This is a genomic window from Halomonas sp. SL18_1, assembly GCF_055755715.1.
In genome coordinates this window covers 928,020-943,359 of the sequence record NZ_JBVTRK010000001.1, presented here as the reverse complement: position 1 = coordinate 943,359, position 15,340 = coordinate 928,020, and the positions used below count along the sequence as shown (strand labels likewise).

The following is a 15,340-nucleotide window of genomic DNA, read 5'->3' as shown; positions in this document are numbered from 1 at the left end:
ACTATCCACAGTGGCCGAACGACCCCGGCCAGAGGAAGGGAGAGCGGCATGACATTCGTCGTCACCGAGAACTGCATCAAGTGCAAGTACACCGACTGTGTCGAGGTCTGCCCGGTGGACTGCTTCTACGAGGGCCCCAACTTTCTGGTGATTCACCCGGACGAGTGCATCGACTGCGCGCTGTGCGAGCCGGAATGCCCGGCCGAGGCGATATTCTCGGAAGACGAGCTACCGGAAGGGCAGGAGGAGTTCATCGCCATCAACGCCGAGCTGGCCGAGGTGTGGCCCAATATCGCCGAGAAGAAAGACCCGCTGCCCGACGCCGAAGAGTGGGACGGCAAGCCCGGCAAGCTCGAACATCTGGAGCGCTGAGCTCTCGCGCCCAGTTCCCGGACAGGCAAGAGCGCCGATGCTCCACGAAGCATCGGCGCGCTTTCGATAGGCTCTTTCGATAGGGCGGCACAAAAAGGCGACCCTAAGGTCGCCCGCTCCCAGCCGTTCCATGGACGGTTCCCTCCGTCCGAACTCCTGTGGTGACATCCCTGCCCGGAGGCGACGTCCTGTCACACCGAGCGCACCACGCAAAAGCATCCCGTTGCTTTTTTGCATCCTGCCGGAAAGCGTTACCGCTCTCCCTTGTCCCGAAGTCATTGTGGCATTTCTGCACTGCAACGCAAGTCGACCTCGAGTCGCGCCAGCGCCCGGCACCGGCACGCACCCCACGCTAAAAAACCATATAAAACAATAGGCTGAAAAAAGCCGACGCCCCTGGCGCCGGCTATCCTGCCCGAATTCAAGCGGCTAACGTCGCCGCTTTGTAGGCAATTTCCTACAAACCGAATCGGCGATATCGTCGCCTCACTTCACTGCCCCTTGATCGCCGCGCGGCCGGGGTAGGCGGCCACCTCGCCCAGCTGCTGCTCGATCACCAGCAGGCGGTTGTACTTGGCCACACGGTCGGAGCGGCACAGCGAACCGGTCTTGATCTGACCCGCGGAGGTGCCCACCGCAAGATCGGCGATGGTGGTGTCCTCGGTCTCGCCGCTGCGGTGGGAGATCACCGCGGTGAAACCGGCGTCCTGCGCCATCTTGATGGCGTCCAGGGTCTCGGAGAGCGACCCGATCTGGTTGAACTTGATCAGGATGGAGTTGCCGATCTGCTCGTCGATGCCGCGCTTGAGGATCTTGGTATTGGTGACGAACAGGTCATCGCCGACCAGCTGCACCTTGTCGCCGAGCTTGTCGGTCAACGCCTTCCAGCCGGCCCAGTCGGACTCGTCCAGGCCATCCTCGATGGAGACGATGGGGTACTGATCGCACAGCTCGGCCAGGTAGTCCACGAAGCCGGCCGCATCGAAGGTCTTGTTCTCCCCCGACAGGGAGTACTGGCCGTCCTGGTAGAACTCAGAGGCGGCGCAGTCCAACGCCAGGGTGATGTCCTTGCCCAGCTGATAGCCGGCGTCTTCCACCGCCTGCTGGATCACGGCGAGCGCCTCGGCGTTGGACGCCAGGTTGGGGCGAAGCCGCCCTCATCACCCACCGCCGTGGACAACCCCTTGGCCGACAGCACCTTCTTCAGGGCGTGGAATATCTCGGCCCCGACGCGCAGCGCCTCGCGGAAGTTTTCCGCGCCTACCGGCTGGATCATGAACTCCTGGATGTCGACGTTGTTGTCGGCATGCTCGCCGCCGTTGAGGATGTTCATCATCGGCACCGGCATACGGTACTGGCCCGGCTGGCCGTAAAGCTCGGCGATATGGGCGTAGAGCGGCATGCCCTTGGCATTGGCGGCGGCCTTGGCGGCGGCCAGCGACACGGCGAGGATGGCGTTGGCGCCGAGCTTGGCCTTGTTGTCGGTGCCGTCGAGCTCGAGCATGGCCGCATCCAGGCCACGCTGATCCCTCGCATCCATGCCCACCAGGCGCTCGCGGATCGCCCCGTTAACGGCCTCCACCGCCTTCAGCACGCCCTTGCCGAGATAGCGGGCCTTGTCGCCGTCGCGCAGCTCCAGGGCCTCGCGAGAGCCGGTGGAGGCGCCGCTGGGGGCGCAGGCCACGCCCACGGCCCCGCTCTCCAGGCGTACCTCGGCCTGAACGGTGGGGTTACCGCGGGAGTCGAGCACCTCGAGGGCGTGGATTTCGACAATCTTGGTCATGGTGTGTCGTCCTTTTTTATGGGTCAGCGTTGAGTGAGTCGGTGGGGGGGCTCAGGCGACGGTCAGGGGCGGGAAGCCCTTGACCAGCTCATCGATCGCCTTGAGCTGGGCCAGGAAGGGCTCGAGCTGGGCCAGCGGCAGCGCGCAGGGACCGTCGCACTTGGCATTATCGGGGTCCGGATGGGCCTCCAGGAAGAGCCCGGCGAGGCCCACGGCGACCCCGGCCCGGGCCAGCTCGGCCACCTGGGCACGCCGGCCGTCGGCGCTGTCGGCCCGCCCGCCGGGGCGCTGCAGGGCATGGGTGACATCGAAGAAGACCGGACAGCCGGTCTGCTTCATCTCACCGAAGCCGAGCATATCGACCACCAGGTTGTTGTAGCCGAAGCTGGAGCCGCGCTCGCAGAGGATCAGCCGGTCGTTGCCGGCCTCCTCGCACTTGCGGATGATGTGCCGCATCTCCTGGGGCGCCAGGAACTGCGGTTTCTTGATATTGATGACCGCCCCGGTCTCGGCCATGGCCACCACCAGGTCGGTCTGGCGCGCCAGGAAGGCGGGCAGCTGGATGATGTCGGCCACCTCGGCCACCGGCGCGGCCTGCCAGGGCTCGTGCACGTCGGTGATGATCGGCACGCCAAAGCGCTCCTTCACCTCGGCCAGTATCGCCAGCCCCTTCTCGAGGCCAGGGCCGCGGAAGGAGTGGATGGAGCTGCGGTTGGCCTTGTCGAAGCTGGCCTTGAAGACGTAGGGCATGCCGAGCCGCCCGGTGACGTCCACGTAGGTCTCGGCGACCTCAAGGGCCAGCTCCCGGGACTCAAGGACATTCATGCCGCCGAACAGCATCAGCGGCAGCGCATTGCCGGCGGTGAGGCCGGCAATGCGCACATGACGCTCCGGCTCGCTGCGCTGGGGGTCTGCCATGTTTACGCTCCTTTGCCCTGGGGTCGGGCTGTGATGGGGCGGCCTGGGCCCCTCACCCCTGGGGCTGGGCCTGGGCCTGCTGACGGGCGCGCAGGTTCTTGTGATCGAGCGCCGCGTTGACGAAGCCGGTGAACAGCGGGTGGCCGTCCCGGGGCGTGGAGGTGAACTCCGGGTGGAACTGGCAGGCCAGGTACCAGGGATGGTCGGGCAGCTCGACCATCTCCACCAGGGAGTTATCGATGCTCTTGCCGGAAACCACCAGGCCGGCCTGCTCCAGCGCCTCCACGAACTGGTTGTTGACTTCATAGCGGTGGCGGTGGCGCTCGACGATCTCGTCGCTGCCGTAGGCCTCGCGGGCCTTGCTGCCGGCCTTGAGCTGGCACACCTGGCCGCCCAGGCGCATGGTGCCGCCGAGGTCCGAGGCCTCGTCGCGCAGCTCGATCTTGCCCTCGGGGGTGAGCCATTCGGTGATCAGGCCCACCACCGGGTGCTGGGTCTCGTGGGTGAACTCGGTGGAGTCGGCGTCTTCCCAGCCGGCCACGTTGCGGGCGAACTCGATCACCGCCACCTGCATGCCCAGGCAGATGCCCAGGTAGGGGATGCCGTTCTCGCGGGCGAAGCGGGCCGTGGCGATCTTGCCCTCCACGCCGCGCTCGCCGAAGCCGCCGGGCACCAGGATGGCGTCCTTGCCGGCCAGGCGCTCGGTGCCGTGGCGCTCGATGTCCTCGGAGTCGATGTAGTCGACGTTGACCTTGACCCGGGTCTGGATGCCGGCGTGAATCAGCGCTTCGTTGAGCGACTTATAGGCGTCGAGCAGCTCCATGTACTTGCCGACCATGGCGATGTTGATCGACTTCAGCGGGTTGAGCTTGGCGTCGAGCACATGGATCCACTCGGCCAGGTCGGCCTCGCTGGCCTCCAAGCGCAGCTTGTCGCAGACGATCTCGTCGAGGCCGTGCTCGTGGAGCATCAGCGGGATACGATAGATGGTGTCGGCGTCCTGAAGCGGCACCACGGCGCGCTCCTCGACGTTGGTGAACAGCGCGATCTTGCGCCGCTCGCTCTCTTCGAGCTCCACCTCGCTGCGACAGATCAGGATATCGGGCTGGATACCGATGGAGCGCAGCTCCTTGACGCTGTGCTGGGTCGGCTTGGTCTTGGTCTCCCCGGCGGTCTTGATATAGGGCACCAGGGTCAGGTGCATAAAGATCGCCCGATTGGCGCCCAGCTCGCTTCGGATCTGGCGGATCGACTCCAGGAAGGGCAGCGACTCGATGTCGCCCACGGTGCCGCCGATCTCCACCAGGGCCACGTCGAAGCCCTCGCCGCCGGCATAGACCCGGCGCTTGATCTCGTCGGTGATGTGCGGGATCACCTGCACGGTGCCACCCAGGTAGTCGCCGCGGCGCTCGCGGCGCAGCACGTGCTCGTAGACCCGGCCGGTGGTGAAGTTGTTGCCCTGGGTCATCTTGGTGCGAATGAAACGCTCATAGTGGCCCAGGTCGAGGTCGGTTTCGGCGCCATCTTCGGTGACGAACACCTCGCCGTGCTGGAAGGGGCTCATGGTGCCCGGATCCACGTTGATGTACGGGTCGAGCTTGAGCATGGTGACCTTGAGGCCGCGCGCCTCGAGAATCGCCGCCAGCGAGGCCGACGCGATGCCCTTGCCGAGAGAGGACACAACGCCGCCGGTCACGAAGATATATCGTGTCATGGAGAACCTGTCGAAACGTGATCATGAGGCTTGGCAGAAAGCCGCGCCAGGATGGGACGACAGACTAGCAGAATACGACCTTTGGCTCAATTTCAGGACCGAGGATCGAGGATCGAGGATCGAGGATCGAGCAAAATGATAGCGGCTTTACGGCCATCGCAAGCGGCGCCGGGGACAGGTCGCAGCGGGGGTCCGATTCCAGGGAAGGAATCGGTAGCGTACAGGGACGTATTCACAGCGCCCCCGCCTAGACCTGTCGCCGGGAAAGCCGCGGGTTAAAGCCACCGGAACCAGCTGCTTCAACCCGCAGGGGCCTCAGACCTTCAGGTAATCCAGAATCCCCTCGCCGGCCTGGCGGCCCTCATAGATAGCGGTGACCACCAGATCGGAGCCGCGCACCATATCGCCGCCGGCGAAGATCTTCTCATGGGTGGTCTGGAAGGGGTAGGCGCCCTGCTCCGGCGCCAGCACCCGGCCACGCTCGTCCATGTCGATGCCCACGTGCTCGAACCAGGGCGCGGGGCTGGGCTGGAAGCCAAAGGCAATGACCACCGCATCCGCCGGCAGGATCTCCTCGGAGCCCGGTACCACCTCGGGACGCTGGCGACCGTTCTCGTCGGGCTCGCCGAGCCGCGTCCTCACCACCTTGACGCCCTCGACGCGCTCGTCGCCGACCACCGCCACCGGCTGGCGGTTGAAGAGGAACTCCACGCCCTCCTCCCGGGCGTTGGCCACTTCGCGCTTGGAGCCCGGCATATTCTCCTCGTCGCGGCGGTAGGCGCAGGTGACGCTGGAGGCCGCCTGGCGAATGGCGGTGCGGTTGCAGTCCATGGCGGTATCGCCACCGCCGAGCACCACCACCCGCTGCCCCTCCAGGGAGACATAGTCGGCCGGGTCCTTCTCGAAGCCCAGACAGTGGTTGACGTTGGCGATCAGGTAGTCGAGGGCCTTGTGCACCCCGGGCAGATCCTCCCGGGGAAGCCCCCTCCATGTACTTGTAGGTGCCCATGCCCAGGAAGACGGCGTCGTACTGGCTCAGAAGCTTGTCGAACTCGACCTCCTTGCCCACCTCGACGCCCAGGCGGAACTCCACGCCCATCTCCTCGAACACCGCCCGACGGCGCTCCATCACCGTCTTCTCGAGCTTGAACTCGGGAATGCCGAAGGTCAGCAGGCCGCCGATCTCGGGGTACTTGTCATACACCACGGGCTTGACGCCGTTACGCACCAGGATATCGGCGCAGCCCAGCCCCGCCGGGCCGGCCCCGATGATGGCCACCTTCTTGTCGGTCCAGGTCACCTGGGACATGTCCGGGCGCCAGCCCATGGCGAAGGCCGTATCGGTGATGTACTTCTCCACCGAGCCGATGGTGACGGCCCCGAAGCCATCGTTGAGGGTGCAGTCCCCTCGCAGAGGCGATCCTGGGGGCAGACCCGGCCGCACACCTCGGGCAGGGTGTTGGTGCGGTGCGACAGCTCGGCCGCCTCGAGGATATTGCCCTCGGCGACCAGCTGTAGCCAGTTGGGGATATAATTGTGGACCGGGCACTTCCACTCGCAGTAGGGGTTGCCGCAGTGCAGGCAGCGGTGCGCCTGGCTGGCCGCATCCTGAGGCTTGTACGGCTCGTAGATCTCGGCGAACTCCCGCGAACGGGTGCGGGCGTCCTTCTTCTGCGGGTCCTGGCGACCCACGTCGATAAACTGGAAATCGTTGTTCAAACGGTTGGCCATGTCTGTTGCTCCTCTCTGCGGGCGGGCTCGGAACGCCGACACTCCAGGGGTTCCGGCCGATACCGCTTCATTCATTCCGGCTGACGCCGCCTCACACGGGCGGAAGCTGCCTCATTCATTCCGGCTGGCGCCGCCTCAATTCACTCCGGCTGACGCCGGGATTGGGCCAGCAGGCTGTTGAGGCTTGCCGCCTTGGGCTTGACCAGCCAGAAGTGGCGAACGAATTCACTGAAGTCGTCGAGGATGTCGAGCCCCCGGCGCGAGCCGGTCTCGGCCACGAACTCCTCGATGATTTCCCGCAGATAGCGCCGGTAGGCCTCCATGGCCTCGGTGTTGACCCGATGGATTTCCACCAGCTCATGGTTGTAGCGGTCGACGAAGGAGCGATCCTCGTCGAGCACATAGGCGAAGCCCCCGGTCATGCCGGCACCGAAGTTGACGCCGGTTCTGCCCAGCACACAGACCAGGCCGCCGGTCATGTACTCGCAGCAGTGGTCGCCAGCGCCCTCGATCACCGCGTGCGCCCCGGAGTTGCGGACCCGAAGCGCTCCCCGGCGGTGCCGGCGGCGAACAGTTGGCCGCCGGTGGCGCCATACAGGCAGGTATTGCCGACGATCGCCGTCTTGTGGCTCTCGAAGCGACTGCCCTTGGGCGGGGTGATCACCACCTTGCCGCCGTTCATGCCCTTGCCCACGTAGTCGTTGGCATCCCCTTCCAGGTAGAGGTTGAGCCCGCGGGCGTTCCACACCCCGAAGCTCTGCCCGGCCACGCCGGTGAAGCGCAGTGTGATCGGGGCGTCCTCGAGGCCCGACTCGCCGTAGCGCTTGGCCACCGCGCCGGAGGAGAGCGCCGGCACCGAGCGGTCGCAGTTGGTGATGGTGAAGGCGAACTCGCCGCCCGACTTGGCCTCGATGGCCTCGTCCAGCGCCGCCAGCACCTCCTGATTCTTGGCGCCCGGATCGTGGGGCACGTTACGGCTGACCTGGCAGAACTGCGGCGCATCCGCCGGGACGAAGTCGTTGCCGAGCAGCCCCGAGAGGTCGAGCTTGCGCTGGGCGGGGGTCTGGCCCTCCAGCACCTCGAGCAGGTCGGTGCGGCCAATCAGGTCGGTGAGCTGGCGCACGCCCAGCATGGCCATCAGTTCGCGCACCTCCTCGGCGATAAAGCGGAAGTAGTGCTTGACCATGTCCACGGTGCCGCGGAAGTGCTCGTCGCGCAGGTACTGGTGCTGAGTGGCCACGCCGGTGGCGCAGTTGTTGAGGTGACAGATGCGCAGGTACTTGCAGCCCAGCGCCACCATCGGCGCGGTGCCAAAGCCGAAGCTCTCGGCCCCCAGTATCGCCGCCTTGACCACGTCGAGGCCGGTCTTCAGGCCGCCGTCGGTCTGCAGGCGAATCTTGTCGCGCAGCCCGTTGATGCGCAGCGCCTGGTGCACCTCGGGCAGGCCCAGCTCCCAGGGGCTGCCGGCATGCTTGATGGAGGTCAACGGGCTGGCCGCGGTGCCGCCGTCATAGCCGGAGACGGTGATCAGGTCGGCATAGGCCTTGGCCACCCCGGTGGCGATGGTGCCGATCCCGGGCTCGGAGACCAGCTTCACCGACACCTGGGCGTCGGGGTTGACCTGCTTCAAGTCGAAGATCAGCTGCGCCAGGTCCTCGATGGAGTAGATGTCGTGGTGCGGCGGCGGCGAGATCAGCGTCACGCCGGGCACCGAGTAGCGCAGCCGGGCGATCAGCTCGTTGACCTTGCCGCCGGGCAGCTGGCCACCCTCGCCGGGCTTGGCGCCCTGGGCCACCTTGATCTGCAGCACCTCGGCGTTGACCAGGTAGGCCGGGGTGACGCCGAAGCGTCCCGAGGCGATCTGCTTGATCTTGGAGCTGCGGATGGTGCCGTAGCGGGCCGGGTCCTCGCCGCCTTCGCCGGAGTTGGAGCGCCCGCCCGCCTCGTTCATGGCCTGGGCCAGCGCCTCGTGGGCCTCGGGCGAGAGCGCGCCCAGCGACATGCCGGCGCTATCGAAGCGCGGAATCAGCGACTCGACCGACTCCACCTCCTCCAGAGCCAGCGGTGTCTCGGCAGGCTTGAGGGCCAGCAGGTCGCGCAGGGTCGCCACCGGGCGCTCGTTGACCAGCGCCGCGAATTTCTTCCACTTGGCGTAATCGCCCTCCTGCACCGCCTCCTGCAGCGCCTTGATCACGTCGGGGTTGTAGGCGTGGTACTCGTGATCATGGACATACTTCATCAGGCCGCCCTGACTGATGCCCTTGCGCGGAATCCAGGCGTCACGGGCCAGCAGCTCCTGCTGCAGCTGCAGCTCACTGAAGCCGGTGCCCTCAATGCGCGAGGCCATCCCGGTGAAGCACAGCCCGACCACCTCGCTGGAAAGACCCACCGCCTCGAACAGCTGGGAGCCGCGGTAGGAGGCGAGCGTCGAGATCCCCATCTTGGAGAGGATCTTGAACAGCCCCTTCTGCAGGCCCTTGCGGTAGTTCTCGCGGGCATCCGCCGGGTTGCCGGTGAGTTCGCCGGTGCGGTGCATGTCGGCCATCACCTGATAGGCCAGCCACGGGAAGACCGCGGTGGCCCCCACGCCGAAGAGTACCGCCATCTGGTGGGCATCGCGGGCATAGCCGGTCTCCACCACCAGGTTGGCATGGGGGCGCAGCGCCAGCTTGCCCAGGTGATGGTGCACGGCGCCCACCGCCAGCGCGGCATGAATCGGCAGCTGGTCCTTGTCGAGCTGGGCATCGGAGAGCACCAGGATCACCTTGCCGTCGCGCACCGCCGCCTCCGCCTGGCGACAGAGCTCGGCAATCGCCCCCTTGAGGCCCATCTGCTGCGGATCATAGCCCAGGGTCAGGGTATGGCTGGCGAAGGCCGGGTCGTCCTGATCGAGCAGCGCGGCGAACTTGCGCGGCGACAGCACCGGCGTGGTCAGGATGATCCGGTGGGCGTGCTCGGGCGTCGCCTTGAAGACGTTGCGCTCGGCGCCGATGCAGGTCTCCAGCGACATCACGATCGCTTCGCGCAGCGGGTCGATGGCGGGGTTGGTGACCTGGGCGAACTTCTGGCGGAAGTAGTCGGTGAGCAGGCGTTGCTTGCCGGAGAGCACCGCCATGGGGGTGTCGTCGCCCATGGAGCCCACCGCCTCCTGGCCGCTCTCGGCCAGCGGCCGTAGCACCTGGTCGCGCTCCTCGAAGCTGACCTGGAACATCTTCTGCCAGGTCTTCACCGCCTCGGCGTCCATGTTCTGGAAACTGGCAAGCTCGGTGAGCGCCGACTCCAGGTAGTGCGCCTCCTCCTTCAGCCAGCGCTTGTAGGGGTAGGCGGACTTGAGGCGGCTGTCGATGTCGTCGGTATGCAGCACTTCGCCGGTCTGGGTATCCACGGCGAGCACCTGGCCGGGCCCCACGCGCCCCTTGGCCACCACATCCTCGGGGGCGTAGTCGTAGGTGCCGATCTCCGAGGCCAGGGTGATATAGCCGTTCTTGGTGATCACCCAGCGCGCCGGGCGCAGGCCGTTGCGGTCGAGCATGCACAGCGCCTGGCGGCCGTCGGTCATCACCACCCCGGCGGGGCCGTCCCAGGGCTCCATGTGCATGGAGTTGTACTCGTAGAAGGCGCGCAGCTCGCCGTCCATGGTTTCGACGTTCTGCCAGGCCGGCGGCACCATCATGCGCACCGCCCGATGCAGCTCCATGCCGCCCATCAGCAGCACCTCGAGCATGTTGTCCATGCTGGAGGAGTCGGAGCCGCTGGTGTTGACGATCTCGTCGAGCTCGGCGATCTCGGGCAGGCGCTCGTTGACGAAGTTTTCCTTGCGCGAATTGGCCCAGCCGCGGTTGGCCTCGATGGTGTTGATCTCGCCGTTATGGGCCAGCAGCCGGAACGGCTGGGCCAGCGGCCAGCGCGGGGCGGTGTTGGTGGAGAAGCGCTGGTGGAAGACGCAGATGGCGGTCTCCAGACGCTCGTCGCCGAGGTCTTGGTAAAACGCCGGCAGATCCACCGGCATCACCAGCCCCTTGTAGGAGATGACCCGGGAGGAGAGCGAGCTGACGTAGAAGTCCGCCTCGTCACGCAGCATCTGCTCGGCGCGACGGCGCGCCATGAAGAGGTCCACGTCGAAACGCTCGGCGTCGCTGCCCTTGCCGGGCTCGACGAACAGGTGGCGGATGCGCGGCAGGCAGGCCAGCGCCATGGGGCCGCAGCAGGCGGGATCCACCGGCACGTCGCGCCAGCCGCGAATCACCAGCCCGCAGGCGCGCAGTTCGCCCTCCAGCACGCTGCGCGCCCGAGCCTCGCGGGCATCGTCATCGGGCAGGAAGACCGCCCCCACCGCGAAACGCTCACCCAGCTGGACATCCAGCGCTTCGGCCGCCACCTCGCGCATGAAGGCGTCGGGCAGCTTGAGCAACAGCCCGCAGCCGTCGCCAGTCTTGCCGTCGGCGGCGATGCCGCCACGATGGGTCATGCAGGTGAGGGACTCGATGGCCGTGCGCAGCAGGTCGTGGCTGGCCTGCCCCTCCATGTGGGCAATCAGACCAAACCCGCAGTTGTCACGGAATTCGCCGGGGTGATGAAGGCCTCTAATCATGGGCGTGCCTCTAGAAAGACGATAGACATCACAGCGATGCATTGATATTGTAATAGGTTTTTTAAAATTCATGCTTGCCGAATCAGACCGGCCGCTGTGGCGGACAAAGGAGGCACAGCATAGTCACCCTGGGGCGCTCGACGCAATCGACAGCCCCCTCCCCACCTCAAAAAATCTTGCCAAATCCGCCACTTGCCGAATCAGCACGAATAAAAAACACCCCCAAGTCAACAACTTGCAGGGCACATAAACGCTATTCACACGAAAAGAGAGAGAGATTAGACTTTAGTCGTAAACGGCACATTTTCCCCATACCGATACGGCATACGGCATACAGATTTCATCGGGCAACCCGTCCGGCACGACGACGCCCGCACGGTGGCGGGCGTCGATAACGAGGGGTCGCTGGAGTCGAAGAGCGGAAAAAAGCGCTCAGCGGCGCGGAAAGTCTCTGAGCAGCGCGGAGAGCGTCTCGGCGGGGGTTTCGTCATGCACGCAGGCATCGCCCAGGGCGCGCAGCAGGATCAGCCGCAGGCGATCGTCGAGGTTCTTCTTGTCCAGGCGCATTAGCGCCAGGAAGTCCTCTTCGCCCATCTCGGCGGGCGCGACCCGCGGCAGACCCGCAGCCTCGATGAGATCGCGGCTGCGCCCCACCTCGGCCTCACCGAGCCAGCCCAGACGATGCGACAGCTCAGCGGCCATCAGCATCCCGGCGCCCACCGCCTCGCCGTGCAGCCAGACGCCGTAGCCCTGATGCGCCTCGATGGCGTGTCCAAAGGTATGCCCGAGGTTGAGCAGCGCCCGCACCCCCTGCTCGGTCTCGTCGGCGGCGACGATCTCCGCTTTGAGGGCGCAGCTACGCTCGATGGCCCGGGTCAAGGCCGCGGTATCCAGATTGCGCAGCGCCGCCATCTCGGCTTCGAGCCAGGCGAGGAACTCGGCATCGCGGATCAGGCCGTATTTGATCACCTCGGCGAGCCCCGCGGAGAGTTCGCGGGGCGGCAGGCTGGCCAGGGTATCGGTGTCGATCAGCACCGCCCGAGGCTGCCAGAAAGCGCCGATCATGTTCTTGCCCCGCGGATGATTGACGCCGGTCTTGCCGCCCACCGAAGAGTCGACCTGCGCGAGCAGCGTGGTGGGCACCTGAATGAAGGCCACGCCGCGCTGGTAGCAGGCCGCGGCGAACCCCACCATGTCGCCGATCACCCCCCGCCCAGGGCGATCAGAGTACAGCGACGATTGAAGCCGGCCTCGAGCAGGGCATCCCAGATGCGCGAGACGCTCGCCAGGGTCTTGGTGGCCTCGCCGTCGGGCAGCACCAGCTCATGCACCTCGGCGTCGGCCGGCAGGCCGCGGCGGCACCGCTCGAGATAGCGGGGCGCCACCACCTCGTTGGTGACGATCATCACCTGGCGCCCGGCCAGGTAGGGACGCAGCCACTGGGGGTCGCCAAGCAGCCCGGGCCGATATGAATGGGATAGCGTCGCTCGCCCAGCTCCACCTGCAGGCAGCGCGGGGCGTTGCGGGAATCATTGAGGGTCATGGCATCAGGCCTTGGCTTGAAGGGGATCGACCAGCCGCTGCACGCGCCGCACGATGTCATTGACCACGGCCCGCGGTCCGCGGCGGTCGGTGCGCACCACGATATCGGCGGTGGCGCGATAGAGGGGATCGCGCAGGGCGAACATCTCGCGCAGCAGCGACTCGCGGTCGCCGCGCTGCAACAGCGGCCGGTTGCGGTCCTTGGCCACGCGCTTGAGCTGCTGCTCCACGGTGGTGAACAGGTAGATGACGGTGCCGCGTTCGCGCAGCCGGCGGCGATTCGCCTCGCGCAGGACCGAGCCGCCGCCGGTGGCCAGCACCACATGGTCGAGCCGGGTCAGCTCCTCGATCATCTGCTCTTCGCGCTGGCGAAAGCCGGCTTCCCCCTCGACGTCGAAGATCCAGGGAATATCCGCGCCGCAGCGCGCCTGGATCTCGTGGTCGCTGTCATAGAAGTCGCGTGACAGCTCGGCCGCCAAGAGGCGGCCGATGGTGCTCTTGCCGGCCCCATGGGGCCGACCAGTATCAGATTGGGCAGGTCCTGCATCAGCGAATCGCCATGCCGTCGTCGAGTATCCGCGGAGTGATGAACACCAGCAGCTCCACTTTCTGGTTGCTCTGCTCATTGTATCGGAAGAGCCGGCCGAGCACCGGCAGATCGCCGAGAAAGGGCGTCTTGGCCATGCGGCTGAGCTCCTCGGTGGTCAGGATACCACCCAGCACGACAGTTTCACCATTGTCGACCAGCACCTGAGTCTCGATCTGGTTGGTGTCGATGGCCGGCACCCCGCCGAAAACCTGATCCGCAATGGTGTCGTTGTTAATCGCCAAGTCCATGATGATGCGGTTGTCGGGGGTGATCTGCGGCGTTACCTCCAGCGACAGCACCGCCTCCTTGAACTCCACGTTGGTGGCCCCGCTGGCGGTGGCCTCCTGGAAGGGAATCTCCTGGCCCTGCTTGATCACCGCGGTGCGCTGGTTGGCGGTAATCACCCGCGGCTGGGAGATCGTCTGGCTCTTATTCTCGCTCTCCAGCGCGCGCAGCTCCAAATCGAGCAGGATATCGCCGGAGAGGTAGCCGAAGGCGAGAGACGTGAGGGGGTCGCGACCATCGCCCCCCAGATCCACTGCCAGGCCTCCCCTATCTCGTCGAACAAGCTCGTCCTCGACGGGATCAAACCAGATTTGGCTTGGGCCCCCCCCTGGCCGCGCCACCGAGGTTGAAGCCGCGGCGCGGACTGCCATCCTCGCGCGTACCGCGATTCGTCGAGGCTCCCCAGTTGACCCCCAGCTCCTGGGTCACGCCGTCCCGGGCGATGACGATCCGCGCCTCGATCTGCACCTGACGCACCGCCACGTCGAGCCGGTCGACGGTGGCCAGAATCTCCTGGATCTGATCGGCGGTGTCCTGGATCAGCAGGGTATTGGTGCGCTGGTCCACGGCCACCCGACCGCGTTCGGTGAGCAGCCCGAAGCCGTCCTCGCCGCGCAGCAGCCGGGCCAGGTCCTCGGCGCGAGCGTAGCGCACCTGGAGATACTCAGAGGTCAGCGGCGCCAGGGTCTCCATCTGGGTGCGCGCCTCGAGCTCCTGCTGCTCGATGCGGGCCAGCTCGCTGGCCGGGGCCACCACGATGACATTGCCCTCCTGGCGGCTGGCCAGGCCGTGGCTCTTGAGCACCAGATCCAGCGCCTGGTCCCAGGGCACGTCCTGGAGGTTGAGCGTCACCCGGCCGGTGACGCTGTCGCTGGCCACCAGATTGAGACCGGTGAAGTCGGCGATGATCGCCAGCACAGAGCGCACTTCGATATCCTGGAAGTTGAGGGTGATGCGATCGCCGGTATAGGGAAACTGCTCGCGCACCCGCCGCTCGCGCTCCGCCTGGGTCACCGGCTGCGCCTCGATGGTCAGCTGACGGCCGCTCTGGGTGGAGACCATGGCGTAGTCGCCGCTGCCTTCGATCTCGAGGGTGAGGCCGTCGCGGCCTGGGCGCGGCGTGATGCGTCGCAGCGGCGTGCCAAAGTCGCTGACATCGAGGACCTGGTTGAAGGCCTCGGGCAGCTCGACGTCGCGCAGCTCGGCAATGATGCGGTTGCCGCTCGCCTCGCGGACCCGGGCATCCACGCCGGCACGGTCGAAGGCGACGATCAGCCGCCCGGCGCCCCCCTCGCCGCGGCGAAAATCGATATCCTCGAGGGTCGGCAGGCGGCTTGCAGCCGCCGGGCGGGATTCGGGCTCGGTCGCGGTGGCCGGCCGTGCCGCGGCCGGCTGGGCCGCTACGCTGCCACCGATGGCCAGGCGCAGGCGGTCGCCCTGTTCGGTGGTGCTGTAGGGCAGGGGCTCCTCGAGGTTGAAGACCAGGCGGGTACGCGTTCCCGCCTCCAGGGCAGTTACCTGCTCCACGCCTCCGACCCCCAGGTCGATGCGCCGCTGATCCAGCCGGTTACCGGTCTCCATCAGGTCAATGGTCAGGCGCGCCGGGTCATCGAGGCGATAGCCCCGCACCTCGGGCACGCCGCCGCGGAAGGTCAGGTCGACCTGCACCTCTCCCCCAGGCCCCTGGCGGAAGTCCAGGTCGGTCAGCGTCGAAGCCGCCAGCGCGGCTGTGGACGCCACCAGCAGGCCAAGCACCAGCGCTGCGCGAATCATCTGTCTCATGATATCCATCCCCTGCCCTGCACCGATGCTCCC

General features: G+C 66.5%; 5 protein-coding genes and 5 pseudogenes. 1 reads left to right on the top strand and 9 read right to left on the bottom strand.

Annotated features, from left to right (window positions below; all coding sequences use genetic code 11):
- Positions 1–48: 48 nt before the first annotated feature.
- On the top strand, positions 49–372 hold the full coding sequence (fdxA, locus tag ACSJDS_RS04755; protein WP_473032290.1) for a ferredoxin FdxA: 324 nt from the start codon (positions 49–51) through the stop codon (positions 370–372).
- Between the two features lie 491 nt (positions 373–863).
- Here the strand turns inward: fdxA and eno are convergent.
- The 9 genes and pseudogenes from eno to ACSJDS_RS04710 all read right to left on the bottom strand — a co-directional run bounded on the left by eno (position 864) and on the right by ACSJDS_RS04710 (position 15,307).
- Positions 864–2,155 (bottom strand): annotated as a pseudogene (eno, locus tag ACSJDS_RS04750) (phosphopyruvate hydratase).
- Between the two features lie 51 nt (positions 2,156–2,206).
- Positions 2,207–3,073, bottom strand: a complete 867-nt coding sequence (gene kdsA, locus ACSJDS_RS04745) for a 3-deoxy-8-phosphooctulonate synthase (protein WP_473032289.1) — start codon at positions 3,071–3,073, stop codon at positions 2,207–2,209.
- 52 nt (positions 3,074–3,125) lie between these two features.
- On the bottom strand, positions 3,126–4,787 hold the full coding sequence (locus tag ACSJDS_RS04740; protein WP_473032288.1) for a CTP synthase: 1,662 nt from the start codon (positions 4,785–4,787) through the stop codon (positions 3,126–3,128).
- Positions 4,788–5,102: 315 nt separating this feature from the next.
- A pseudogene (locus ACSJDS_RS04735) lies at positions 5,103–6,518 on the bottom strand (FAD-dependent oxidoreductase).
- Positions 6,519–6,658: 140 nt separating this feature from the next.
- Positions 6,659–11,109: pseudogene (gene gltB, locus ACSJDS_RS04730) on the bottom strand (glutamate synthase large subunit).
- Between the two features lie 432 nt (positions 11,110–11,541).
- Positions 11,542–12,652: pseudogene (gene aroB, locus ACSJDS_RS04725) on the bottom strand (3-dehydroquinate synthase).
- Between the two features lie 4 nt (positions 12,653–12,656).
- Positions 12,657–13,198, bottom strand: a pseudogene (aroK, locus tag ACSJDS_RS04720) (shikimate kinase AroK).
- Positions 13,198–13,779 carry a hypothetical protein gene (locus ACSJDS_RS04715; RefSeq protein WP_473032287.1) on the bottom strand — a complete coding sequence of 194 codons (582 nt, stop codon included), beginning with the start codon at positions 13,777–13,779 and terminating at the stop codon, positions 13,198–13,200. Before ACSJDS_RS04715 ends, aroK begins: the two are co-directional and overlap by 1 nt.
- A 46-nt stretch (positions 13,780–13,825) precedes the next feature.
- Complete coding sequence (locus ACSJDS_RS04710; RefSeq protein ID WP_473032286.1) at positions 13,826–15,307, bottom strand: type IV pilus secretin PilQ; 1,482 nt, start codon at positions 15,305–15,307, stop codon at positions 13,826–13,828.
- Between the last annotated feature and the right edge of the window lie 33 nt (positions 15,308–15,340).